The sequence below is a fragment of the uncultured Mucilaginibacter sp. genome (genome assembly GCF_913773635.1).
Classification (GTDB): domain Bacteria; phylum Bacteroidota; class Bacteroidia; order Sphingobacteriales; family Sphingobacteriaceae; genus Mucilaginibacter.
Genome location: NZ_CAJYGQ010000010.1, coordinates 178,422 through 204,550, shown reverse-complemented (window position 1 = coordinate 204,550; position 26,129 = coordinate 178,422). Strand labels below are relative to the sequence as shown.

General features: G+C 42.5%; 18 protein-coding genes. 15 read left to right on the top strand and 3 right to left on the bottom strand.

The window, feature by feature from the left end:
* Position 1: 1 nt before the first annotated feature.
* Positions 2-772: an exodeoxyribonuclease III gene (xth, locus tag QZ407_RS13015; protein ID WP_295771779.1), complete on the bottom strand. Its 771-nt coding sequence runs from the start codon at positions 770-772 to the stop codon at positions 2-4.
* A 440-nt stretch (positions 773-1,212) separates the two neighbouring features.
* Here xth and QZ407_RS13010 point away from each other — a divergent pair, with 440 nt between their 5' ends.
* The 9 genes from QZ407_RS13010 to QZ407_RS12970 all read left to right on the top strand — a co-directional run bounded on the left by QZ407_RS13010 (position 1,213) and on the right by QZ407_RS12970 (position 18,799).
* On the top strand, positions 1,213-3,060 hold the full coding sequence (locus QZ407_RS13010) for a glycoside hydrolase family 13 protein (protein WP_295771777.1): 1,848 nt from the start codon (positions 1,213-1,215) through the stop codon (positions 3,058-3,060).
* Between the two features lie 162 nt (positions 3,061-3,222).
* Positions 3,223-6,234: a SusC/RagA family TonB-linked outer membrane protein gene (locus tag QZ407_RS13005; RefSeq protein WP_295771775.1), complete on the top strand. Its 3,012-nt coding sequence runs from the start codon at positions 3,223-3,225 to the stop codon at positions 6,232-6,234.
* 20 nt (positions 6,235-6,254) lie between these two features.
* Positions 6,255-7,847, top strand: coding sequence for a RagB/SusD family nutrient uptake outer membrane protein (locus QZ407_RS13000; RefSeq protein ID WP_295771773.1), 1,593 nt, complete (start codon positions 6,255-6,257; stop codon positions 7,845-7,847).
* 20 nt (positions 7,848-7,867) lie between these two features.
* Positions 7,868-8,614 carry a SusE domain-containing protein gene (locus QZ407_RS12995; protein WP_295771771.1) on the top strand — a complete coding sequence of 249 codons (747 nt, stop codon included), beginning with the start codon at positions 7,868-7,870 and terminating at the stop codon, positions 8,612-8,614.
* A gap of 52 nt (positions 8,615-8,666) precedes the next feature.
* Positions 8,667-11,132, top strand: coding sequence for a TIM-barrel domain-containing protein (locus QZ407_RS12990; protein ID WP_295771769.1), 2,466 nt, complete (start codon positions 8,667-8,669; stop codon positions 11,130-11,132).
* Between the two features lie 89 nt (positions 11,133-11,221).
* A complete protein-coding gene (locus QZ407_RS12985) occupies positions 11,222-12,844 on the top strand; it encodes a DUF6377 domain-containing protein (protein ID WP_295771767.1) in 1,623 nt (540 codons plus the stop codon).
* A gap of 9 nt (positions 12,845-12,853) precedes the next feature.
* Positions 12,854-14,047 (top strand): anhydro-N-acetylmuramic acid kinase, encoded by a 1,194-nt coding sequence (locus QZ407_RS12980; RefSeq protein ID WP_295771765.1) that lies wholly within the window; start codon positions 12,854-12,856, stop codon positions 14,045-14,047.
* A gap of 116 nt (positions 14,048-14,163) precedes the next feature.
* Positions 14,164-14,898: a DUF6683 family protein gene (locus QZ407_RS12975; RefSeq protein ID WP_295771763.1), complete on the top strand. Its 735-nt coding sequence runs from the start codon at positions 14,164-14,166 to the stop codon at positions 14,896-14,898.
* Positions 14,899-15,091: 193 nt separating this feature from the next.
* Entirely contained in the window at positions 15,092-18,799 is a 3,708-nt protein-coding gene (locus tag QZ407_RS12970; RefSeq protein WP_295771761.1) for an ATP-binding protein, read from the top strand.
* A 55-nt stretch (positions 18,800-18,854) separates the two neighbouring features.
* Here the strand turns inward: QZ407_RS12970 and msrA are convergent, their stop codons facing one another.
* Positions 18,855-19,343: a peptide-methionine (S)-S-oxide reductase MsrA gene (msrA, locus tag QZ407_RS12965; RefSeq protein ID WP_295771759.1), complete on the bottom strand. Its 489-nt coding sequence runs from the start codon at positions 19,341-19,343 to the stop codon at positions 18,855-18,857.
* 49 nt (positions 19,344-19,392) lie between these two features.
* Positions 19,393-20,076 (bottom strand): YetF domain-containing protein, encoded by a 684-nt coding sequence (locus QZ407_RS12960; RefSeq protein ID WP_295771757.1) that lies wholly within the window; start codon positions 20,074-20,076, stop codon positions 19,393-19,395.
* Positions 20,077-20,190: 114 nt separating this feature from the next.
* Here QZ407_RS12960 and QZ407_RS12955 point away from each other — a divergent pair, with 114 nt between their 5' ends.
* The 6 genes from QZ407_RS12955 (at position 20,191) to QZ407_RS12930 (ending at position 26,116) form a co-directional block, all read left to right on the top strand.
* The gene (locus QZ407_RS12955; protein ID WP_295771755.1) at positions 20,191-21,282 is read left to right on the top strand and encodes a spore photoproduct lyase family protein; all 1,092 of its coding nucleotides are present in this window, start codon (positions 20,191-20,193) and stop codon (positions 21,280-21,282) included.
* A 1-nt stretch (position 21,283) separates the two neighbouring features.
* Positions 21,284-21,763: a DUF4385 domain-containing protein gene (locus QZ407_RS12950; RefSeq protein ID WP_295771753.1), complete on the top strand. Its 480-nt coding sequence runs from the start codon at positions 21,284-21,286 to the stop codon at positions 21,761-21,763.
* Entirely contained in the window at positions 21,750-21,902 is a 153-nt protein-coding gene (locus tag QZ407_RS12945; protein WP_295771751.1) for a DUF2256 domain-containing protein, read from the top strand. Before QZ407_RS12950 ends, QZ407_RS12945 begins: the two co-directional genes overlap by 14 nt.
* Before the next feature lie 110 nt (positions 21,903-22,012).
* Positions 22,013-22,759 (top strand): NUDIX domain-containing protein, encoded by a 747-nt coding sequence (locus QZ407_RS12940; RefSeq protein ID WP_295771749.1) that lies wholly within the window; start codon positions 22,013-22,015, stop codon positions 22,757-22,759.
* Between the two features lie 223 nt (positions 22,760-22,982).
* Positions 22,983-24,662 (top strand): GMC family oxidoreductase, encoded by a 1,680-nt coding sequence (locus QZ407_RS12935; protein WP_295771747.1) that lies wholly within the window; start codon positions 22,983-22,985, stop codon positions 24,660-24,662.
* Positions 24,663-24,685: 23 nt separating this feature from the next.
* Positions 24,686-26,116: a Gfo/Idh/MocA family oxidoreductase gene (locus tag QZ407_RS12930; RefSeq protein WP_295771745.1), complete on the top strand. Its 1,431-nt coding sequence runs from the start codon at positions 24,686-24,688 to the stop codon at positions 26,114-26,116.
* The last annotated feature ends 13 nt before the right edge of the window (positions 26,117-26,129 follow it).

The following is a 26,129-nucleotide window of genomic DNA, read 5'->3' as shown; positions in this document are numbered from 1 at the left end:
TTTATTTCAGCTCAATCCAAACTGGTGCATGATCACTCGTCTTTTCCCAGCCGCGAACATGCTTGTCAACACCAGCTGCTTTAAGTTTATCTGATACTTTAGGATTAAGCAAAAAATGGTCAATACGCAAACCGGCATTACGTCCGTATGCGTTGCGAAAATAATCCCAAAATGTATAAATGGTTTCTTCAGGATAAAGCTTTCTTATGGCATCGGTCCACCCTTGCGCAACAAGCTTTTGAAATGCCTCACGCGTTTCAGGACGAAACAAGGCATCATCCACCCAACGTTCAGGCTTGTAAACATCCTGCTCAGTTGGCATCACATTAAAATCGCCCGTAAGTATAACAGGCAAATCCAGTTTAACTAAGCGTGCTGCATGTTTTTGCAGCCGCTCAAACCAGCTTAGCTTATAATCAAACTTTGGTCCGGGTGCCGGGTTGCCATTAGGAAGGTACAGTCCGCCTATGATTACATCGTTTACCATAGCCTCAATGTAACGGCTTTGTATATCGTCATCGTCACCCGGAAGGCCTCGTTGCAGTTCCTTAATCTCCATGCCTCGGGCTAAAATGGCAACACCGTTCCAGCTTTTTTGTCCGTGCCAAATGGCATTGTACCCCGCATCTTTAATAGCTTCCTCAGGGAACTTTTCCTGAGGTGCCTTAAGCTCTTGCAAACATACTACATCGGGTTGCGCCTCAGCCAGCCAGCGAAGTAAGACAGGCAAGCGTCCGTTGACGCCGTTGACGTTATAGGTGGCAATTTTCATGTTGTAATATTAACATAAAACATTACAATTTGTGGAAGTTGAGTACGTAAATACCGCCCGCTTTTTTTTCTGGAAATTAATTACTTACACTATGCCTGGTAATACATAATTTAGAAATTTACCATCTTAATCAAATGAAAAATCCGCCTGTAAACTTAATTACACCTCAAAATGCCATTAAATTTTACAGACAAAATACTAACCTATGTAATTGTTTAACAGTAACTTAACTTGTAATTTCCGTAAATTAATTTTAAAAACGGCCGCAACTTAATCCTTTTTTGCTGTTTGTGACTTTACTTTGTATTGCTGTAACGATTATCACTCAAGATCGTAAACAGCCATAAACCAATTATACACTTAGTTGAAATTTCGGTATCGGTAATTTAGCTGTGCCGTGTGTTTTTGACTGGAAGATAAAAACTATTAACTGACCTTAAATGAGAAGAATTGTACTCTCGCTATTTTTTGTTCTTTCTGTTTTGCTTAGCCAGGCAGCCGAAATAACCAGAGTTGAGCCATCATCATGGTGGACAGGCATGGTTAACAAGCAGCTTCAAATAATGGTTTATGGCAAACAGATTGGGTTAAGCCGGTTGATTGTAAATTATCCAGGTGTAACTGTAAAAGAAGTTGCCCATACCGATAATCCTAACTATCTGTTTGTTTATTTAAATATTGCTGCTAATACCAAGCCTGGCACTGTTAGGCTACAATTTAAACAAGGCAATCAAACGCTTACACATAACTTTTCCTTGCTTGCTCGTACAGCAAAAGAAGGCGCAGCAGGATTTAGTCAGGCCGATGTTATGTATTTGATCACTCCCGATCGCTTTGCAAATGCCAACGCGGCTAATGATGATTTAGATGGCGTTAAGATAAACCGCGAAGACCCAAATGCACGCCATGGCGGTGATTTGGCCGGCATTGCTAAAAACATCAATTACATTAAAGATTTAGGCTTTACAACGGTATGGTTAAACCCCGTACAGGAAAACCGTATGCCTGGTGGCTCCTACCATGGCTATGCCATTACCGACTTTTATAACATCGATCCGCGTTTTGGTACTAACAGTGAATTCAAAACCTTGACGGCCAACATGCACAAAAACGGCTTGAAGGTGGTAATGGATATGATTTTTAACCATTGCGGAAGCTCACACTGGTGGATGAACGACATGCCATCAAAAGACTGGATTAACAATAACTCTGGCAAATATGTGCAAACCAACCATGCCAAGTACACTTTGATGGACCCACACGCTGCTGCCATTGATAAAGATATTTTAATTAACGGCTGGTTTGTTAAGGAAATGCCCGATTTAAATCAACGCAACAGGCACCTGGCTACTTATTTAATACAAAACAGCATATGGTGGATTGAATTTGCGCGTATAGACGGCATCCGTCAGGACACATATCCTTATCCCGACTATGACTTTATGGCACGCTGGTGCCGCGAGGTACAAGCCGAATATCCTCAGTTCAATATCGTAGGTGAATCATGGTATGGTCGTTCATCGGCATCATCATGGTGGCAGCAAGGTTCTGCGTTGAACAAGCAAGGGAAAACGGGCCTTAAAACCGTAATGGACTTCCCGCTTACTTTTATAACCTCAGGCGCTTTCGATTATTGTAAAGAAGATCGCACCGGTGAAGGGAGTCCTTTTTACAGCATATACGAAGAGCTGGCTCAAGACTTTATGTTTCCTGACCAAAGCAACATTCTTACATTTTTAGATAACCACGATTTAGACCGCTTTGCCCGTGCAGACGATCAGGACCTGCGCCGATACAAACAAGCTTTAGCTTTCCTATTAACCACACGAGGTATTCCACAAATTTACTATGGTACCGAAATTTTAATGGATGGTAAAAAAGCCAAAAGCGATGGCTACGTGCGTACAGACTTCCCGGGTGGCTGGAGCAATGATAAAAAAGATGCGTTTACTTCAGATGGCCGCAGTGATAAGCAAAACGAAGCCTGGAATTACTTGCAAAAGTTGCTCAAATGGCGTAAACAAAATGCAGCAATTGCAAACGGAAAGCTTGTACACTATGTACCTGACGAAACGGGCGTTTATGTGTACGCACGTATAAGCGGCAACAAAACCGTTTTGGTTATGCTAAACGGCACCAACACAAACCGCGAAGTGCCAATGGATAGGTACAAGCAAATCACCGGCAACCGAACGGAAGGCCTTGATATAATCACAGGGAATAAATTCAATATCACTAAGAGCATATCTGTCCCCGCCAGAGGGCAATACATACTAGAATTAAATTAACCAATTATCCCCAATATGCATAGCAAATAACTGTATCTCAAACCTAACCAACCTAAACAAAAAACAATCGCAGTTTATGCAGGTAAGGCTTTGCCTCTACCCCATCATTTCAAACCAATTTTATTTAACCAACAAGGTTTTACAGCAAAAAACAAAAGTTGTATGAGGAAGAACTATCTCAAAAATTATGCAATGGTGTGCCTGCTGCTCTTTATTTCGAGCATTGCATTCGCACAAACCGGGGGCATAACCGGTAAAGTAACCGACGAAAAAGGCGAAGCTTTACCTGGTGTAAGTGTTGTTATCACTGGCACTACTCAAGGCACCGTTACCGGCCCCGACGGTGTTTACCGGATAAGTAGTTTAAAAACTGGCAGCTACACTGTAGCAGCGCAATTTATAGGTTACGAAAAAATAAGTAAAGCTGTTACTGTAAGCGCCACAGCTATGGCAACTGCCAATTTCCAACTAACGCCCGATAACAAGGCTTTGGGGGAGGTAGTAGTTATAGGTTACGGTACGCAAAACCGCAAAGAAGTAACGGGTGCAATTTCAACTGTTTCATCAAAAGATTTTCAAAAAGGTACCACAACCACACCTGCCGAATTGATTCAAGGTAAAATTGCTGGTGTATCAGTTACTACCAACAGTGGCCAACCGGGTGCAGGCGCTACTATACGTATACGTCAGGGGGCTTCACTAAACGCCAGCAACGATCCTTTGATTGTAATTGATGGTGTACCGGTGAGTAACAATGCCATTTCAGGTGCTTCAAACCCATTGGCGTTGATTAATCCTGATGATATTGAAACATTCACCGTACTAAAAGACGCATCATCAACCGCCATCTATGGTTCAAGGGCATCAAATGGTGTAATTTTAATCACTACCAAAAAAGGTACTGCCGGTACTCCACAGTTCACATTTTCAACCAAAAATGCCATAGCATCAATGCGTAACAAAATTGACGTGCTATCGGCTGATGAAGTACGCAACTATATTCGTAATTATGATGCTGCAAATGGAACCAACCGCGCATCATTTTTGGGTAATGCCAATACCGACTGGCAAAATGAAATCTATCAGAAAGCTTTTACATCTGATAATAACTTCAGTGTATCGGGTACCACCCACAAACTGCCTTACCGTGTTTCGGTTGGTTATTTAGATGCTAACGGTTTACTTAAAACCGACCGTTTGCAGCGCACCACCGCAGCAATTCGTTTAAGTCCTAAGTTTTTCAATGACGCCTTAAAACTTGATTTTAACGTAAATGGAACTTATGCTAAAAGCCGTTTTGGCAATCAGGATGCAATTGGTGCATCTATTGCATTTGACCCTACGCAACCTGTTTATAAAACCGGCAGCCCTTTTAATGGCTATAACGAATGGTATAATACAACGGCTGATGGTGCAATTGTGCTTAATCCTAATGCGCCGCGTAACCCCGTAGCACTGTTAAATGATAAGTCAGATGTATACAATACCTACCGCAGCTTTGGTAACTTCACTGCCGATTATCGCTTCCCTTTCTTAACCGGCCTGAGGGCTAACTTAAATTTAGGTTACGATTTGTCAAAAAGTGGTGGCAGCGTATTTGTTCCTGCTACGGCCGCCCAGGCCTATGCTACTGCCGGTTCAAGCTATCAGTCGCATCAAAAAAATTATAACACGACCGGCGAGTTTTATTTAAACTACGTTACCGATGTAAAATCAATTAAAAGCAACATCAATGCAACTGCCGGTTATGGTTACTACGATTTCCGTACGGTGAACCGCAACTATCCGCGCTACAACGCAGCGGGTGGCTTGTTAGCCGGTTCAACCCCTGTATTTGCATTTGATGTTCCGCAATATACGCTTGAATCATACTACGGACGATTGATTTACACTTTTGATACCAAGTACATATTTGCCGGTTCAATTCGTACCGACGGTGTTTCACGCTTTTCACCAACCGAGCGTTGGGGCGTATTTCCGTCGGCTGCCTTTACCTGGCGCATCAGTGACGAAGACTTCCTGAAAACTTCAAAAACTGTATCTGATTTAAAACTACGCGTGAGCTACGGTATAACCGGTCAGCAGGATTTGGGTAACGACTACCTGTACCGCTATCTGCCTACTTACTTTATTAGTAACAACGATTCAAGATACCAGTTTGGCAATCAGTTTTATAACATGTATACGCCATCTTTCTATGATTCAAACTTAAGATGGGAAACAACAGCTACTACCAACGTTGGCTTCGACTTTGGATTCCTGAACCAGCGTATAAGCGGTAGCATTGATGCCTATTATAAAAATACTAAAGACCTGTTGTCATACATATTCCTGCCTGCCGGTACCAACTTCACCAACGGCTTAGTTACCAACGTAGGTAATATGGTGAACCGTGGTATTGAACTGAACTTAAATTTTGTACCGGTAAAAACTCAGGACATTAACTGGACAGTAAACTACAACATTGCTTACAACCATAACAAAATTACCAACCTGTCTGCCACCGGTGTAAATGATAGTTCGGTAGGTAATGCAGTAGGCGGCATTACAGGTGGTACAGGTACCAATGTTCAAATACAATCGGTAGGGTACTCACCAAATGCGTTTTACGTATACCAACAGGTTTATGACCAAAAAACCGGCAAGCCGCTACAAGGCGTATTTGTTGATCAAAACAAAGATGGTGTAATCAACAACAGCGATTTATATCATTATAAATCGCCTTTCCCTAAATACATTATGGGTTTCAGCACCAACTTTAACTATAAAAAGTGGTCGGCCTCTACTGTATTACGTGCAAACATTGGCAATTACATGTATAACAATGTTGCATCCAATCTTGGCACTCAAAATACCATCATTAGCACTGCAGGTAACTTAAATAATAATGCCAGTCGTGATTTGCTTAATACAGGCTTTACCAACAGCACTTATCTGTCAGACTATTACGTACAAAACGCATCATTCCTGCGCATGGATAACGTTGGGCTTAACTACAATTTTGGTAATATTTTTAAAGGACGCGGCTTAAAGCTAAATGTTGGCGCTAACGTGCAAAACGTATTTGTGCTAACCAAGTATAAAGGACTTGATCCTGAAATATCAGGCGGTATAGATAATAAATTCTATCCTCGCCCGCGCACTTATACCTTGAGTTTAAACCTTGGCTTTTAACCCATAAAAGAAGAGAAGAAATGAAAAAGAATATATGGAAAAATCTGGGTGTTGCTGTCATAGTTTCAGTTGCCCTGGTATCCTGCAAAAAAGATTTAGACCGTACACCTACCAATGCCACCACGGCTGATGATGTGTACGCTACCCCAATAGGCTACAAGCAGTCGCTTGCAAAGGTTTACGGCGCATTTGCTTTAACCAGCAGCGTTGGTGCTGATAAATCTGACCTAGGCGGTATTGATGCCGGCACGTCTGACTTTATCCGCTTATACTGGAGCGCGCAGGAATGGACTACCGAAGAAGCTATTTGTGCATGGAACAATACCGACGTTCCCGATTTTCATAACCTTAACTGGGGTCCAAACAATACTCTGCTTAACGGTTTATACAACCGTTGTATTTATCAAATTACGGTAGCCAATGCTTTCATCCGCGAATCTACAGATGATAAGCTGGCCAGCCGTGGCATTACCGGTGCCGATGCTGATAACGCACGTAAATACCGCGCCGAAGCACGTTTCTTACGTGCTTACCAATACTGGGTGTTAATGGATTTGTTTGGCAACCCGCCTTATGTTGATGAAACTACACCTATTGGCAAATACCTGCCTGAGCAAATTACACGTGCGCGTTTATTTGCATATGTAGAGTCAGAGTTAAAAGCTATTGAAAGTTCATTGGCTGCACCGCGCCAAAATGAATACGGCAGGGCTGATCAGGCAGCCGCCTGGGCGTTGCTTGCACGTATGTACCTGAATGCTGAAGTGTATTTAGGCAGCGGAAATGCAAAATATGGAGATGCTATAACTTACGCCAATAAAGTAATTGGTGCAGGATATACCTTAATGCCAAGCTACCAACGCTTGTTTTTGGCCGATAACAACCTTAACAACACTGAAACTATCTTATCGGTAAACTATGATGGTGTTAATACCCAAAATTATGGTGGCACTACATACATTATTAATGCGGCTATAAACTCGGATATGAACCCGGCAAGCTTTGGTGTTCCAAGTGGTGGCTGGGGCGGTAACCGCAGTACGCGCAATTTACCTTTACTATTTACCGACCGTACCGGTACTACAGACAAACGTGCTTTGTTTTACGGCAACAATCAGGAGATTAACAATGTAAATGATTTTACACAAGGTTTAGCCGTTACAAAGTTTAAAAACATTTTGCAAAACGGTACAGCAGCGCCATCAACCGGTGGCACTTATTGCTCTACCGATTTCCCGCTATTCCGTCTGGCCGAAATGTATTTGATTTATGCAGAGGCAACACTACGCGGTGGCGCTGGAGGTAACGCAGCAACTGCGCTACAGTATATAAACAACTTACGTACACGCGCTTACAGCGGTACACCTGCAGGCAACCTTATATCAATTAACTTAAATAGCATACTTGATGAGCGTGGCCGTGAGTTGTACTGGGAAGGTTTCCGTCGTACCGATTTAATTCGTTATGGCCTGTTTACCTCTGGCACCTACCTATGGCCATGGAAAGGCGGCATACGTGACGGCCGTGGTGTTGAATCATTCCGCACCCTGTTTCCAATACCAAGCAGCGATTTAAACAACAACCCTAATTTAAAACAAAACACAGGTTATTAATAAGCATCAGCATAATTATTATGAAGAAGATATTTTTTTCAATGATGGCAGCGGGTAGTATAATGCTGCTCATGCTTTCATCCTGCAAAAAGGATGAAACAAAGGTTTATTCCTCATTAGGCAATGCAGGTAATTTAACCGCCTCAACCACTACACCTGCCCTGTCAAAACCTACTGCTGAAAACACTGCTGTAACCTTCAACTGGCCTGCAACACCGGTAAGTGGTTCGGCAGGTACAGTTACCTATACCTTGCAGGTTGATAAAAAAGGAAACAATTTCAAACTTCCACGCGAGATAGCAGCCGCAGGTACCACCACCGCAGTTAAAGTGGGCGATTTAAATAAAGCCCTCCTTAACCTTGGTCTTGTAATCGATGCCCAAGCACAAGTTGAGGTTAGGCTAAAATCAAGCATTGCTCCCAATACCGATGCAGCTTATTCAAACGCGGTAACCCTTACCGTAACGCCATACTCGGCTGCAGGTTTTGTTTACCTGCCGGGTGCATACCAGGGCTGGTCGCCGGCTACGGCACCAAAGCTGGAATCGCCTTTGGATAACAAGGTTTACGATGGTGTTGTAACCGTACCGTCAACGGTAACCAATTTTGAATTTAAGGTAGCCACCAAACCCAACTGGGATGAAAGCTTTGGCGGTGCAAGCGGACAATTAAGTGCAAGCGGTGCAAACCTTGTATTTCCTGGAACGGGCACGTTTAAACTGCACGTTGATCTTAACTCCTTTACTTACACCATAACTAAACAATAATGCTACGGGCAGTGCAACAACACTGCCCGTAATTTAAAAACCTGTTAAATACATGAAGATATTGAACAAAGTGCTCCCGCTCGCTATTTTAACAGTGTGTACAGCTGCTATAGGTTATGCACAAAACGTGGCTGTTAAAAGTGCAGGCAACGTGAGTAATGTGCAAATAAGCGGACAGCAGGTTAAATTAACTACCGAAAACGCATTTGCCGAAGTAACGGTTTACAGCCCATCGGTAATACGTGTGCGTATGGATAAGCAACCATTACAACCTAGTTTTTCTTACGCTGTAATTACAAAGCCGCAACCAAGTAAGGTATCTATCAATCAAGATGAGAATCAGTTAAACATTGTAACAGATTCGGTTAAGCTTGTGATTAGTAAAAAACCATACAGCGCAACATTTTACACGCTGGATGGCAACATCATTAGTCAAGATGAAAAAGGACTTACTACCTCATGGGTCAATGAATCGGTTACTACGTACAAGCACATGCAGGATGGCGAACGCTTTATAGGCTTAGGCGAAAAAACCGGCAACCTTGACCGCAAAGGTAGCGGTTATACCAACTGGAACTCTGATACATTTGGCTACCGTACCGACCAGGACCCTATTTATTCCACCATTCCATTTTACATAGGCATACACCATAATTTAAACTACGGTATTTTTTTTGATAACACGTTTCAAAGCGATTTCAACTTTGGCGCAAGCAACAACCGCTTTTCGTCATTCGGTGCCCGTGGTGGCGAAATGAATTACTACTTCATTTATCATAAACACTTAGCCGATATCATAAGCTCCTATACCACTTTAACCGGCCGTATGAAAATGCCTCCAATGTGGAGCCTAGGCTATCAGCAAAACCGTTACAGCTACTACCCTGATACGGAGGTATACCGCATTGCACAAACACTGCGCGAAAAGAAAATACCTGCGGATGGCATAACGCTCGACATCCACTATATGGACAAGTATAAAGTGTTCACATGGGATAAAAATCGATTTCCTGATCCGGCTAAGCTAACGGGCAAGCTAAAAGACATGGGCTTGCATTTAACACTTATTGTTGACCCCGGTGTTAAGACAGAAGCGGGGTACCCAGTGTATGAAGACGGCGTTAAAAACAACATCTTTATAAAATACGCCGACAGCACGAATTATACCGGGCAGGTTTGGCCGGGCTGGTGTCACTTTCCTGATTTTACATCAGACAAAGGACGCAGCTGGTGGCACAGACAGGTGAAAAAATATGCCGATGTAGGCGTTGATGGTATTTGGAATGACATGAACGAGATTGCAACATGGGGCCAAAAAATACCTGATAACGTATTGTTTAGCTATGAGGGTAAAAACGTATCTCACCTGCAGGGGCACAATATTTACGGCATGGAAATGGCTCGTGCCAGTTACGAGGGCTACCTGAAAGCTAACGGCAACAAACGTCCGTTTATGTTAACGCGTGCCGGTTATGCAGGCTTGCAACGCTACACTGCAATTTGGACAGGTGACAACCGGGCCGAGGAAGACCATATGCTGTTAGGCGTACGTTTGCTAAGTAGCCTTGGCTTAAGCGGCGTTGCCTTTACCGGTATGGATATTGGTGGCTTTACCGGCAACCCCAATGTGGCGCTTTACTCACGTTGGATGCAAATAGGCGCATTTAGTCCGTATTTTCGTAATCATACAGCAGTAAATACCAAATCAGCCGAACCATGGGCCTTTGGTGAGGAAGCGCTGGAGATTTCGCGCAACTTTATCAATCTGCGTTACCGGTTGTTGCCATACCTTTATTCAACATTTTACCAGGCAACGCAAAGCGGCAACCCAGTGGTGCGCTCATTAGCAATAGACTATACCTTCGATCCGAAGATTTATGAAACACAATTTCAAAATCAATATGGCTTTGGTAACAGTTTCATGGTTGCTCCTTTTGGAGGTGCTGATAGCTTTGGAGCAGTGTATTTCCCTGAAGGTAACTGGTATAACCTTTATAACGATGAACGCATAAACGGTAAACAGGAAAAGCTTACAAGGGTTACTGTTACAAAACTTCCGGTTTTTGTAAAGGAAAGCAGTATTATACCTATGCAATCGCTTATACAAAGCACTGCCGAAAAACCTACCGATACGCTTACTCTCCACATTTATAAAGGTAACCGTAACAATAGCTTTGTGTATTACGAAGATGATGGCGAAAGTTACGACTACGAAAAAGGTTCATATTATAAAAGGTTGATGACCTACAATGCATCATCAAAACAAATTGTAATTAATGAAGCTGAAGGTAACCGCTCCTCAAAATTCAAATACATAAAAATACAACTGCACGGGTTTGATACTAATGAGAAATTAAGCCTGAACGGAAAATCTTTAAAAGCTAAAAAGGAATTTGTATCACTGTTAACGCCTATTTCAACATTTGATCCGCAGGGCACAGATAACGTTGCTGAAGGAGGTAACGTACAAAGCTTAATTATTGATAATAATAAAGGCCGTATGGTACTAAATTATTAAGGAATTAACGCTATTAAAAGCCCCGGTGCAAAAGTTTGCACCGGGGCTTTTGCATTTGGTATAATAAGTTCTTACCTATACTTTTGCGCATGTTTAACAGGTACGTATTAAGTTTGCTTTGCTGGGCACTTGTTATGCTTGCTTTGCCGCAAATTAACATTGCGCAAAGTAAAGCACCACTTATTCAAAAGCTTAAACAGGAAATTGCAAATAAGAAAAAGTACGACCGGCAAAAAGAAGCTCTCATCGGCTCTTTAAAAAAACAACTTCAAAATACAGCTAAAGCAAACACGGGCAAATCACTACAAATTTGTGATGCTATATATGAGCAGTACAGGTCATACCAGTATGACTCAGCTTATGTATATGCCAATAAATTTTTGCAGCTAAGTGAGGATGGAAACCGTAAAGACCTTGTACACGAGGCTAAACTGAAAATAGCGTTTATTCTCTTGTCATCGGGCTTGTTTAAAGAAACGTTTGACAACCTGAAATCTGTAAATGCAAAACTTTTAACTGATAGCGCCAGGTTTGAGTATTATTCGCTTTTAACACGGGCAAACTATGATTTAGCGGCTTTTAATAGCGACACGCATTACTCACCAGGCTACAACACATCTGCCAACAAATTTATTGATTCGGCTATAGCGTTAAGCAAACCCGGATCATATAACTTTGAATATCTATCGGGCTATAAAGCTTTAAAAAATAACGAGCGCGAAATTGCGGAAACCACATTTAACTCTCTACTAAAGCAAAAACTTACACAGCATCAGTACGCCATTGCAACATCAACCTTAAGTAACCTGTACGTTGACAACAATCCTCAAAAACGCGCAGAGCTACTGATAAACGCTGCGATTGGGGATATACAATCATCAACCAAAGAAACCGTGGCTTTGTTATGGTTGTCAGAACAGCTTTACAAAGATGGTAATAGTAAAGATGCTTACGACTTTTTGCAACAAGCCATGGCCGATGCCGAATTTTACGGCGCACGGCTACGCCAGCTTCAAATAAGTACTGTACTGCCTATAGTAGCGGCTCAACAGCTTAATTACTCGGAAACAGAACGTACACGGTTTTTAACTTATCTTTTAATACTTACCGTGTTGGCCGCGGTGGTGATTGTGATAACCATTTTGCTATTCAAACAGTACAAGGCCCTACAAGCACAGGAGAAGGTTATTGAAGACAAGAATGCAGAGCTCAAGTCAATCAACAGTAAGTTACTGGAGGATGCGAAGATAAAAGAGGATTACATAGGTTACTTTTTTGATTCAATATCGGGCTATATATCAAAACTGGAAAAGCTTAAACATTCGGTTGACACTAAGCTTACCCTTAAAAAGTATGACGATATCAAGGCAACCATAAACGACATTAACATTAAAAAAGAACGCGAACGACTATTCTATACCTTCGACCATGTTTTCTTAAAGATATTCCCAAACTTTATTAGTTCATTTAATGCACTCTTTGAAGAAAAAGACCAGATTTGGCCGCGTGAACATGAGGCGCTAACAACAGATTTAAGAATTTTTGCTTTAATGCGTTTAGGGATTACTGACGTGCAGGCGGTGGCTAATATTCTAGAATACACCGAGAAAACAATTTATGTATATAAAATGCGCATCAAAGCCAAAGCAAAAATTCATGGAGATGAGTTTGACAAGCACATCATGAGTATTAAAGCTGTTAAAAACGTTTAGCATAGTCCCATGAATTCTGATCTGCAAAAGCTTTATCAAATTGGCCAAAAACCGGCAAGAAAAATCATCGGCTTAATGTCCGGAACTTCTTTCGACGGTTTGGATATTGCATTATGCGAATTCAACGGTAGTGGCCTAACTACAAAAGTCAACATAAGCAACTTCATCACTAAGGGATACGAGCCAGCTTTTAAAGAGGAAGTGAAGTCTGTATTTGCCAAAAAGAACGTTGACTTAGAAAAATTAACGCTGCTGAACGCCTATGTAGGCAGCTATCATGCCAGACTCATCAATGAGGCTTTACAAGAATGGGGGGTTGAAAATCAATCCATCGATTTAATAGCCAGTCATGGTCAAACCATATTTCACGCTCCTAAACACACCCATCCTAATAGCATATATAACAATGCTACTTTACAAATTGGCGATGCCGACCATATTGCTGTTTCAACGGGAATAATTACATTAAGTGATTTCAGGCAAAAGCACATAGCAGCAGGTGGCGAAGGTGCCCCATTGGCCGTTTACGGCGATTTGCTTATTTTTTCTAACGACAAAGAAAATCGCATAATGCTTAACATCGGCGGCATATCCAATTTTTCCTATCTGCCTGCTGGAAGACCTGAGCATTTCTTTTCAACAGATGTAGGTCCGGGTAATACCATGATTGACCAGTTTGTGCAAGCCCATTACCCGGGATTGTATTATGACAAAGACTCACGGTTGGGGTTGAGCGGCGAAGTAAATAAACAACTGTTGCATTGCCTGCTAAACCACAACTTTTTTGCTGCCGAATTTTCTAAAACTACAGGTCCTGAACTTTTTAACAAAGCGTACCTGCAAAACGCAATTGATCAAAGTGGTGCAAGAGGGTTAAGTAATGAGGACATTATTGCAACACTTACACACTTTTCAGCACACGGAATAATCAATGCTATTGAGAAGGCAACAGGTAATATCAATAACTTTGAAATATATTTAAGTGGCGGCGGCATGTACAACAAACTGCTTGTATCACTTATTGAAAATCGTTTAAAAAAACAGATAAAGTCAACTGCCGATTTGGGCATACATCCAGATGCTAAAGAAGCGGTATTATTTGCATTGCTTGCCAACGAAGCAGTATCGGGAAATTTAAACACCATGAATCTGGCAAGCGGCATCCCCAATGTGAGTATGGGCAAAATTAGTTTCCCTCATTAACGCTACTGTGTTGATATGCTTTTTGGTTAATTCAATGTTACGTTAATTTGAATTTTTGCTGCACTTAAATCCTTTTTGCTTAAATTATGTTATACGCATAATTCAATAAACTAATTATGGCGCGGAAATTATTTCTGATCAATTGTATTTTTGCCTACCTCCTACTATCAAACAGCACCGCTAAAGCCCAACAGTCTGTTGATCTTATAATGGACAACTTTACAAGTTCCGTTATATCGCAAACCAATACACTTTTAGCCAACTCAGCCATTGAAAGCTCCATGCGCAATGCGCGCAAAGGAAAATCAGCTAAGGCTTTGAACACAAAGGTAAATTTTAATTATACGCCAAATAAAGCCTTACAGCAAAAGGTAGTTCAGCAACTTGGAAATAACTTAAAGGCGCGTAACGCAGCAGCCGGCCAAGCTTTTTTCAATGCTCTAGGCCCCGGAAAGGCCGATTATAACCAACTATTTGCCCAGATGGTGCAACAGTCGGGATTACCGGCCAACAATGCCGCAACCGCCTTGGCTGCATACCTTGAAGTTGGTTACGTTGTAGTGAATAACGTTCAAAATACTTCCAGCATAACGGCCGAGGTTGATAAAGCACTACAACGCCAAACAACTGCCTTATTAAGCCAAAACAAACGTTTATCAACTCCAACAGCCATCTCACGCCTTGGAGAAGAGCTAAAGCTACAGGCCGTTGTGCTTTACTTAGGTTGGCAAAGCGCCTTACAGGGTGGCCAGTCTGCTCAATTCAGGTCGGGTATCGATCAGCAATTTAAGTCCATGGGCCTGGACTTGACCAAAGTTAATTTGACGACCAAAGGCCTTGTGAAAAAGTAAGGGTGTTAAGATTTTCCAATAATTCAACCACCTAATTAGAGATAAAATTAAGTGTAAACGTAAAAGTCACGCTGTTAATCGTATTGACACCTTTGCAACTCATCCGCTTTATGGCAACTATAATTTATACTTAAAAAGGTTACCTTTACACATCAACCCGAATACATTATAGCCGACGGTACATAATTTTTTGATGGAGCAAAGTATTAACGAGAGCACGGAACAATTTCTTTCCGGTGGAGGAGAGATGGGCAAACTGATCCGTAGCATGGATTGGTCCAAAACGGCGCTTGGGCCGGTAGAGTCATGGCCACAGAGTTTAAAAACATCGGTGAGCCTTTGTTTATCTTCCACCTTTCCAATTTTAATAGCCTGGGGTCCCGAAACTATTCAAATTTACAATGATAGTTACCGCCCTATTTGCGGTGCCAAGCACCCGGAGTCAATGGGTCAAAACTTCAGAATTTGCTGGGAGACCGCTTTGCCTGTTGTGGGTGATGCTTTTAGCCGGGGCGAACAAGGTGAGGGAACATATATCAACGATCAGCGAATGTTTTTAGACAGGTATGGATACCTTGAAGAATCATGGATGACGTTTTCATTTGCACCTATACGTGATGAATCAGGTGGCGTGGGCGGCATATTTCACCCTATTACCGAAACCACGGTAAAAATGCTGAGCGGACGGCGAACACAAACGTTGAAAGAATTAGGCGCAGCCTTGGGCAAAGCCAAAAACATGCAGGATGTTAACGCCATAACGTCCGACAAAGAAACCGATTACCAACTTGATATACCTTTTTTAATGGTGTATCAATTGGACCATTCTACCAACACAGCACGCTTAACTTCTGCCGCAGGCTTGTTAAATGCACCTAAGCTAGCCCCTTCAGTAATTGCATTAGATGATGTGAATGGCACATGGCCTTTGCACAAAGCAAAAGCTTCAGGGCAAATTGAGCAGGTGAACAACCTTACCGGTATTTTTGGAAATTATAGCTGCGAACCTTACCCCGAAACACCTGAGAATGCAATGATTCTTCCGCTTAAAATAAGCGGACAAGATGACCTTTATGGTTTTATTATAGCTGGCGTAAGCGCACGCAGGGCTCTTGATGCAGATTACGAAAACTTTTACGAACAACTTTTAAATACTTATAATACTGCCATCTCTAACGTTTATGCTTACGAGCAGGAACAAAAGCGTGCAGAAGCACTTGCCGAAATAGACAGATCAAAAACTGCATTCTTTAGCAACGTAAGCCACGAGTTTCGTACCCCACTTACCTTGATGCTAGGCCCGCTTGAAGATTTATTGGCTAAGCCTTCATTAAGTGCCGATATTAAAGCGCCACTGGAGTCAACGCACCGTAACGCACTTAGGTTACTTAAATTAGTTAATAACCTGCTTGACTACAGTCGCGTTGAGGCGGGACGAGCTCAAGCCGCTTACCAGAAATTAGATTTGGCTGAGCTGACTATCGACCTTGCAAGCAGCTTTAGATCTATCATCGAAAAGGCTGGCATGACTCTGGCCGTGAATGCCGAACCGCTGAAAAGCGCTATGTATGTTGACAGGCAAATGTGGGAGAAGATTGTGCTCAATCTTTTATCAAACGCATTTAAGTATACCCTTGCCGGCTCCATCACAGTTTCACTTAAGCAAGATGGAGCATTTGCTGTATTAAGCGTCACTGATACAGGCGTTGGCATACCGGCAAAAGAGTTGCCTCATATGTTTGAGCGTTTTCACCGTGTTGAAAATTCAGCAGGACGAACACACGAAGGCACAGGTATTGGTTTATCACTGGTGCATGAGCTAGTTCACTTGCACGGTGGAGAAATTACAGTTGAAAGCGTTGAAGGTGCAGGCAGTACTTTCACCGTCCGTCTACCTACTGGTAAAGCCCACCTGCCTCAAGACCGCGTTTTGGATTCGGCTAAAGAAACAGATTCGACTGCTTTAAAAGGAGCTTTCTTACAGGAGGCATTCAGCCTTTTACAAGAATCTACGCAAGCCCAATATACAGCAGAAGACGAAGTTTTAACCGGAGGAATTACAACACATCAGGATTTTTCGGTAAGTAAGGAAACCGTTATACTCATTGTTGATGATAATGCCGATATGCGCGCTTATCTTGCCCGTTTGCTGGAGCCTTACTTCACCATTGCGCTTGCCGTGAACGGAGCAGATGCGTTACAAAAAATTCATGAGCTTACACCTGATTTGGTATTGAGCGACATTATGATGCCGGTGATGGACGGTAAAGCCATGCTCGAGCATTTACGAAACAAGGTGGAGACCTCGCGCCTGCCTCTAATATTTTTATCGGCCCGTGCGGGCGAAGAAGCACGTATTGATGGCCTTGAAGCCGGAGCAGACGACTATTTGGTGAAGCCATTCTCTGCAGCCGAGCTTTTAACCAAAATTCGTGCACAAATCAAAATAAGTAAAACACGTAATTATGCTGAGCAGCAATTGCGGAACTTACTGGTTGAGGCTCCGGTTGCTATCGCAATTTACCGCACTCCATGGCACGTAATTGAGTTTGCCAACAAGCGCATGCTTGAGTACTGGGGACTAACGGCCGAGCAGGCGTTTAACAAACCAATACTTGAAGCAATACCTGAACTTAAAACTCAAGGTTTTGGAAACATTATGGATAACGTTTACAAAACCGGCGAAAGGTTCGTCTCTTCAGAGGTTAGTCTTACTTTCAATAAGCTTGGCCGTAAAGAAGAAAGCTTTATAAATCTTACTATTGAAGCGCTGAAAGATGAACAGGCAAACATCACAGGAATGATTGTGGTGGCAGCCGATGTAACTGAACAAGTAATTTCGCGTAGTAAATTAGAGAAGACCACTGACACGCTTAAGCTTGCTTTAGATGCCGCAAGGCTTGGCACGTGGCGCACAGATTGGGGTACTGATAATCTTGTGCTGTCAGATATTGCAAGAACGACACAGAATATACCTGTTGACGAAGCAATTAAATTCAGCGAAGCCATGGAGATTGTGGCACCCGAACATAGAGCGCCATTATTGCAAGCTATTGAAAACGCAGTAAGCGCAAAAGGGCGCTTTAGCCATGATTATCAAATTTTGCCGCCGGGTGGCACAAGGCGCAAATGGCTCAACACAACAGGTAAGGTTGAATTGGACGATAATGAAAACGTCATTGGTGTTATAGGAACCATCTTAGACATAACCGAATCTAAAGAAGATAGCCAGCGTAAAGATGATTTTATAGGAATGGTAAGCCATGAACTCAAAACACCTTTAACATCATTAAGTGGTTACTCGCAACTTTTACAGCTTCATGCAGGACGAAAAGACGACGTTTTTGCAAAAGAAAAATTGGTGAAGATATCGGCTCAGGTTAAGAAAATGAATAAGCTTATCTCAGGATTTTTAAATGTATCGCGTTTAGAAGCAGGAAAAATACATTTAAATATGGAAAGCTTCGACCTTGGCAAACTGGTAGCCGAGACCGTTGAAGACGCTGCAAGTGCGACTGGTTCACACGAGCTGATTTTTGAGCCATCTGGCCAGATAATGGTTGAAGGTGATATTGATAAGATTGAGTCTGTTATTTTCAACCTGATAAGTAACGCAATAAAATACTCACCACGCCAGCAACAGGTTTTTATTAAATCGTACGTTAAAGACGGCTATGCAGTGGTTTCAGTATCTGATAAAGGTATGGGTATTAAGTCCGAAGATCAAAAGAAATTATTTGAGCGCTACTATCGCGTCGAAAGCGATCAAATGCAGCAAATATCAGGTTTTGGGATTGGACTGTACCTAAGCGCCGAAATTGTAAAGAGGCATAAAGGCGATATTTGGGTGGAAAGCGAACTGGGAACAGGTTCAACATTCTTTTTCAAATTACCCTTGTAATAAATATTTAAGAATGCAGCAGGCCAAGTGAATAATACCTGCTGCATTTTTAATTTTATAGCTTCCAGTCGGGCCTTTCAAAGTGACATGTATAACCAAAAGGATACTTCTGCAAATAATCCTGATGTTCCTCTTCGGCCACCCAAAAATCACCGGCAGGTGCAACTTCTGTAACAACTTTGCCCGGCCATTTGCCTGATGCGTCAACGTCTGCAATTACCTGCTCGGCTACTGCCTTTTGCACATCGTCAATATAAAATATGGCCGACCGGTAAGACGTTCCTATATCGTTGCCCTGCCTGTTACGGGTTGTTGGGTCATGTATCTGAAAAAAATATTCAAGAATCTTTCTATACGAAATTACATCAGCGTCAAATGTAATTTCTATTCCTTCGGCATGGGTGCCGTGGTGGCGGTAGGTAGCGTTCGGTACGTCGCCACCGGTATATCCTACTACGGTTTTTGTTACACCAGGTAGTTGCCGTATCAGTTCCTCAACTCCCCAAAAGCAACCTCCAGCCAAAACAGCTTTTTGCGTATTCATAATTATAATTTTTTCTTATTGTTCAACTGTTGTGCCGTACCATCATTTGTCATGATATTCGGCGGGATTTTAAAGCAGTAACCCACTCATCCTTGTCACATCTTTTACATGTACCGCCATGTTGTCTGGTTTCAACACTACCGCAAAATGTACAAGCATACTCCCCCTCTTTATCAATTTTATTTGAGCGCAAACTATATGGCTTTGGTAGAACGGGTAAACCCGGCTTTACTTCATCATCTTCAAAAAAGAAAAAACTCACCTGTCCGTTTGTTTCAAGCAGCGCAGTACGAACCTGCCCAACATGTTCAATGCTTTGATTTCTCATTTCGGCAAAAAACTCATCTTTGGCAAATGTATTGTCTGTTTCTTCTTGTAAGGTAAACATTCCATCTTCAATGATGTACATTGGTTCGCCTTCCAAAATATTCTCGAAACGCTCGCTGTTAGCTGCAATGTAAGTGAGTACTCGGTAGAACAATAAGATTATTCCAAACACCAACAATGAGGGCAGTATAGCCACATCTTTGGTAAACATAGGATCTCCGGCTGCCGATCCGAGCGCTATAATGATGGCTACCTCAAAAATGCTTAGCTGCCTAACCCCTTTTTTACCCGAAAGCCGTAAAAGAATTAAGATGAAGGCAAACATTACCATGGTGCGTATTACTATTTCAAGTGCATAGCTCCAGTCCAAATCATTTAATAATAATGTATGCCAGTCAATCTTCATCGTAAATAATTAATTATCATGATAGTAAACAACAGCACTATGGACACATTGTTGTTGCAACAAGCAAATAGTTGTAACTATTATAGCACCGCATGCCAACAATTTTAACACACATTGGCTTTAGTATTTATGCTTCATGAAAAAACCATAGATCAGCTTTTAACCATACACGAAATTTATCACGAACCTAACATACGTGAGTTTGCACGCGGCCGCGAAATTTTAGCGAAATACCCGGATGCAAAACTTATTGAAGTACCGGCACACAACAAAATTCCGGAGTTATTTGGTTTTGAAGGCGCAGTTGAAGACTGGCTGTGGAACAAAAAGAACGTTTTAGTTTTGGGCAGCAAACACAGCTTAAGTGCAAGACCTAACACCCGCAGTTCACATTGGGTAGCGCCGTCGCAGTCAAATGGCTGCACTATGTCATGCTCGTATTGCTACGTGCCGCGCCGTAAAGGTTATGCAAACCCTATAACCATATTTGTAAACATTGAAAAGATAATGGGTTACCTTGAGCGCCACGCTGCCCGACAAGGTAAAAAACTTATCCCCGATTTAACCGACCCTGAATACTGGGTATATGAAATTGGCGAAAACGGTGACTGCAGCGCCGATGCCGCCATTTGCGATAATGTAAAAGACCTGGTACAGCAGTTTCGTAGCATACCAAATGCTAAACTTACGTTTGCAACCAAGTTTGTGAACCGGCAAATGCTTGATTATGATCCGCAGCGCAAAACGCGTATACGGTTCAGTCTTATGCCACATCAAATGTCAAAGCTGGTTGATGTACGCACTACGCCAATAAGCGACCGTATTGCAGTAATGAACGATTTTAGGGAGGCTGGCTACGAAGTTAACGTAAGCTTTGCACCTGTAATTTATTACGAGGGCTGGCTTGATGATTGGCGTAAACTGTTTGACGAGATGAACGACGTGCTGGACGATGAGACAAAGAAAAAACTAGTCACCGAAATAATTTTCCTTACACACAACGAACAACTGCATAATGTAAACATGAACTGGCATCCTAAAGCCGAAGAAGTATTATGGCGACCGGATATACAGCAGGTTAAATATAGCCAAAGCGGCCAGCGCAATGTGCGATATAAAAATAACACCAAACGCGAGTTGGTTAATGAGTTAGTAAATCTTTGTACCGAGATGATACCTTATTGCGGTATTCGTTACGCATTTTAAAATGGATAAGCCAAGCTACCTCAATTTTGACATCGACAAGTATCACTGGAAAGCCGATATTGACTATAGGACACACCCTCATCTTTACAAAGTTGGTAAGGGTGAACAAGGTGTGTTAATTTGTGAGCCATACAAAAGCGAAATTGGCAAGTACTGGAGATTTAAAGATCAGGACACTGCCAGCGAAAGCAGCCAAAAGATATATGAAATGTTTAAGGAGTATGTTAACGTAGGCGACTTTGTTGGCGCCGACATGGCACGAAAGTATTTACAAATGGGCTATACCCGTGCCAGGCGTTACGCCAATTACAAAGGGGGCCTAAAATATGATAAGCACAATAGTTACCAGCAACTGGAACGCGGCACCGGTGAAAATGAAAAGGCTGCAGCCGCAAACATTTTTTACGAAAAATGGAAGCAGGCCGAAGCAAACGACACTTACGCCGCTATGAAAAAGAAGTGGAAGCATGAAAGGGGTTAAAAAACAAAACCTTCCAAGCAAAGTTTGCACAGTATGCGGTAAACCATTTACCTGGCGAAAAAAGTGGGAACGCGTTTGGGAAGAGGTTAAATATTGTTCAGACAGGTGTCGTTCAAATTCAAAAAAAGCAACGGTTTAGTTTTGGGAGTATGTTGTACACAACTATAAATTTATCGCTGTAAAAAGGGATTACCCATCTTGAGTACCTTTTGACTTTGATTGCTTACAATAATTCCTCTTATTTGCAAAATGGACGTAATCGAATTATTTGAAAAAGGCAGTGAGCTTGCATACAAGTCGTGCATTGCGCATGTGTCTGTCGATTGCGTTGTATTTGGATTTCATCAATCTTCATTAAAAGTACTGTTGCTTAAAATGAAGGGCTTTGATAAATGGGGGCTTCCCGGCGGTTACGTTAAAACAAACGAAGACCTTAACCACGCCGCGCACCGAATTTTAAAGGCCCGTACCGGTGCAACTGATTTATATCTCGAACAGTTCAACGTGTTTGGCAACGTTGGCCGTTCCGAAGCTGATATGGCTCATTTGCCCCAAAGCTTTTGGCAGCGTCAGCGTTTTGTTTCCGTAGGCTATTATGCACTGGTGAACTATGCCGAAATTACACCTGTTACCGACCGCATATCCGAAAGCTGCGAATGGCGCGATATTGACGATTTGCCCGAACTAATGATGGATCATAAAGAGATTATGAATAGTGCTTTGCATACTCTCAGGCGTAACATAAACTACACACCAGTTGGTTTAAACCTTCTTCCACGAGAGTTTACTATGCCTCAGCTACAGCGTTTATATGAAATCATTTTAGGTAAAACGCTTCACCGAGGAAACTTTCAGCGAAAAATTCACAGCTTCAATATATTGAATAAGCTTGATGCCACGCCCAGCAAAAATGCACACCGTCCTCCTATCCTCTACAGTTTCAATATCGATCGTTATAACGAAGCTTTGCAAAACGGCCTGAAGCAAGAATGGTAGGTCTTTACGGTTTGATTACAACCTTTGTAACAATCCGAAAATTAATTTGCGAAAGTGATACAGGCTTTTATCTTTGTCTCTCAATGAGACATACTACTTCATTTTAAAGTTTTTGAGGTTTTATGTATTGTAGTTCGTCGCAATAAAATATTTCGATAAATTGCATTAGGTAACTTACCAATTTAATTACCAAACACAACCAATTTTAGATTAACCTGCTTTTATGGCAACCAATACTTACGATGCAATAGTTGTGGGCTCCGGTATTTCCGGCGGCTGGGCAGCTAAAGAACTGACCGAAAAAGGACTAAAAACCTTAATGCTTGAGCGCGGCCGGAACATTGAACACATTAAAGACTACGTGAACGCCAATACCGCTCCTTGGGAATTTGCACACCGGGGTAACGCTACCCAGCAAATGAAAAAGGATTACCCGGTTATTAAGCGCGATTACGTACTCAACGAAACCAATTTAGATTATTGGGTTAACGAGCACGATAGCCCTTACATCGAGAAACAGCGCTTTGACTGGTTCAGGGGTTACCATGTTGGTGGCCGCTCACTTATGTGGGGAAGGCAATCATACCGTTGGCACGATACCGATTTTGAAGCAAACGCTAAAGATGGTATTGCGGTAGATTGGCCTATCCGTTACAAAGATTTAGCGCCGTGGTACAGCTACGTTGAACGCTTTGCAGGGATATCGGGCAACAAGGATGGTATCCCAATTTTACCAGATGGTGATTTTATGCCGCCTATGGAGCTTAACGTGGTTGAAAAGGATATTGCTGCCCGTATTAAAAACTTGTACAAAGGATCAAGGCATATGGTAATTGGCCGCGTGGCTAATATTACCAAGCCGCATGAAAACCGTACCAATTGCCAGTATCGTAATAAATGTTGGTTAGGCTGTCCGTTTGGTGCTTACTTCAGTACGCAATCATCTACCCTACCTGCAGCTATGCGTACCGGTAACTTAACCCTGCGCCCTTGGAGTATTGTTACCCGTGTTTTATATGATAAAGACACAAAACTTGCTAAGGGAGTTGAAGTGCTTGATGCCGAAACTAATAAAACTTACGAGTACTACGCCAAAGTTATCTTCCTTAATGCATCAACAATCAACACTGCTGCTGTGCTAATGCGTTCGGCTAATGATGTGTGGCCAGGGGGTTTAGGTAGCAGCAGCGGCCAGCTTGGTCACAATATTATGGACCATCACCTCAATGTAGGTGCATGGGGCCAGGTTGATGGTTATGAGGATAAATACACTTATGGCCGCAGAGCTAATGGTATTTACATTCCGCGCTACCGCAACCTTAACGGCGAAAAACGCGATTACATTCGCGGTTTCGGATACCAGGGTTCGGCCTCGCGCGAGCGATGGAGCCGCAACATACCAGAGCTTAGCATTGGCGCTAAATTTAAAGATGAATTAAGCGAGCCGGGAAGCTGGAGTATGGGTATAGGCGGGTTTGGAGAAGTACTGCCATATCATGAGAACCGTATGTGGCTTGATAAAACCACTAAAGATAAGTGGGGATTATCTGTACCGGTTATTGATGCTGTTGTACGCGATAATGAAAACAAAATGCGTATTGACATGATGAACGATGCGGCCGAAATGCTTGAAGCAACGGGCGTTAAAAATGTAAATTCATATAACGATACAGCAGTACTAGGCCGTGGTATTCATGAAATGGGTACCGCCCGCATGGGTCGTGATCCTAAAACATCGGTACTTAATGAGTTTAACCAGGTTTGGGATGCCAAAAATGTATACGTGACCGATGGTGCCGCCATGACTTCGTCTGCATGCCAGAATCCGTCACTTACTTACATGGCTTTAACTGCCCGTGCGGCAGACCATGCAGTTTCTGAATTAAAGAAAATGAATATTTAATACCTACCTCACTAAGCCTCAAAATGGAAGAGAATTCAGACAAAAAAAATGCTCAAACCTCCCGGCGCAATTTTCTAAAAACCGGTGCTGTAGCAGCTGCCGGGTTTATGATTGTTCCACGGTATGTATTGGGTGGAAAAGGTTTCACTGCTCCTAGCGATAGGTTGATTATTGCCGGCGTTGGTGCAGGTGGCAAAGGTGAAACCGATATTGCCAATTTTTATAAAAGTGGCAAGGCCGAAATTGGATACCTGTGTGATGTTGACGACCGGAGGGCAGCAAACTCTGTTAAGAATTTTCCGAAAGCAAAATACTATAAAGATTGGCGCGAGCTTTTTGATAAAGAGCACAAGCATATTGACGCAGTATCAGTAGCTACGCCCGACCATAACCACGCCATTATTACCTACCATGCTATGCAATTAGGCAAGCATGTGTATGTTGAAAAGCCTTTAACCCATGATATTTGGGAGGCTCGTATGCTCACAGAAGCTGCCAAAAAATATAAGGTAGTTACCCAAATGGGTAATCAGGGTGCCTCAAATGATGGTACCAGGCTTTTATCAGAGTGGTATGACGCCGGTTTGATTGGCGATGTGCACACCGTTTATTGCTGGACAAATCGCCCGGTATGGCCGCAGGGTATTTCGTGGCCTGGAACAGGCGCAACCATTCCTAAAGAATTAAACTGGGATTTGTGGCTGGGTACTGCACCTTACAAAACATATGTAGATAAACTTGTGCCTTTCAACTGGCGCGGCTGGTGGGATTATGGCACCGGAGCACTAGGCGATATGGGTTGTCACCTTATCGAAGCACCATTTCGTGCTTTGGGGTTACAATATGTTAAATCGGTACAAGCAAGTGTAGGCAGCGTTTACGTAGATGAATTCAAGAAAGGTGTATTCCCTGAAAGTTGCCCGCCATCAAGCCATGTAACACTTACATTTCCTAAAACCGATAAAACAAAAGGTGAAGTTGCACTTCATTGGATGGATGGAGGTATACAACCCGAACGCCCTGACGAATTAGGCCCTAACGAAAAGTGGGGTGGTGAAGACGGTAACGGAACCTTGTTTGTAGGAACTAAAGGTAAAATGTATGCCAGCACTTATTCAACAGCTCCAACCCTGCTTCCAAAATCATTAACCGAACAAGCAAAAGCACCGCAAAAATGGGCCCGTGTACCAGGCGGATCAAACGGCCACTATACACAGTGGGTTGAAGCTTGCCTTGCCGGCTATGGTAAAAAAGAACTAAGCTCACCTTTTGAGGTGGCTGGTCCGCTTACTGAGGCCTTGCTTATGGCCAATCTGGCTGTACGCGGTCATGATTTACCGGGCGGCCAGTTTAAGTACGAGTGGGACAACAAGGCCATGAAGGTTAGCAACTTTAACGAGGTTAATCAATTTGTGAAACGCAACTACCGCAATGGTTGGGAATTAAAAGCATAACTATCGGATAGTA

Bases quoted from the DNA above. Each gene is read 5' to 3' on its own strand.
- xth (WP_295771779.1), bottom strand. From the start codon at position 772: ATGAAAATTGCCACCTATAACGTCAACGGCGTCAACGGACGCTTGCCT.
- QZ407_RS13000 (WP_295771773.1), top strand. From the start codon at position 6,255: ATGAAAAAGAATATATGGAAAAATCTGGGTGTTGCTGTCATAGTTTCA.
- QZ407_RS12970 (WP_295771761.1), top strand. From the start codon at position 15,092: ATGGAGCAAAGTATTAACGAGAGCACGGAACAATTTCTTTCCGGTGGA.
- QZ407_RS12940 (WP_295771749.1), top strand. From the start codon at position 22,013: ATGGACGTAATCGAATTATTTGAAAAAGGCAGTGAGCTTGCATACAAG.
- msrA (WP_295771759.1), bottom strand. From the start codon at position 19,343: ATGAATACGCAAAAAGCTGTTTTGGCTGGAGGTTGCTTTTGGGGAGTT.
- QZ407_RS12960 (WP_295771757.1), bottom strand. From the start codon at position 20,076: ATGAAGATTGACTGGCATACATTATTATTAAATGATTTGGACTGGAGC.
- QZ407_RS13010 (WP_295771777.1), top strand. From the start codon at position 1,213: ATGAGAAGAATTGTACTCTCGCTATTTTTTGTTCTTTCTGTTTTGCTT.
- QZ407_RS12945 (WP_295771751.1), top strand. From the start codon at position 21,750: ATGAAAGGGGTTAAAAAACAAAACCTTCCAAGCAAAGTTTGCACAGTA.
- QZ407_RS12980 (WP_295771765.1), top strand. From the start codon at position 12,854: ATGAATTCTGATCTGCAAAAGCTTTATCAAATTGGCCAAAAACCGGCA.
- QZ407_RS12950 (WP_295771753.1), top strand. From the start codon at position 21,284: ATGGATAAGCCAAGCTACCTCAATTTTGACATCGACAAGTATCACTGG.
- QZ407_RS13005 (WP_295771775.1), top strand. From the start codon at position 3,223: ATGAGGAAGAACTATCTCAAAAATTATGCAATGGTGTGCCTGCTGCTC.
- QZ407_RS12975 (WP_295771763.1), top strand. From the start codon at position 14,164: ATGGCGCGGAAATTATTTCTGATCAATTGTATTTTTGCCTACCTCCTA.
- QZ407_RS12990 (WP_295771769.1), top strand. From the start codon at position 8,667: ATGAAGATATTGAACAAAGTGCTCCCGCTCGCTATTTTAACAGTGTGT.
- QZ407_RS12935 (WP_295771747.1), top strand. From the start codon at position 22,983: ATGGCAACCAATACTTACGATGCAATAGTTGTGGGCTCCGGTATTTCC.
- QZ407_RS12930 (WP_295771745.1), top strand. From the start codon at position 24,686: ATGGAAGAGAATTCAGACAAAAAAAATGCTCAAACCTCCCGGCGCAAT.
- QZ407_RS12985 (WP_295771767.1), top strand. From the start codon at position 11,222: ATGTTTAACAGGTACGTATTAAGTTTGCTTTGCTGGGCACTTGTTATG.
- QZ407_RS12995 (WP_295771771.1), top strand. From the start codon at position 7,868: ATGAAGAAGATATTTTTTTCAATGATGGCAGCGGGTAGTATAATGCTG.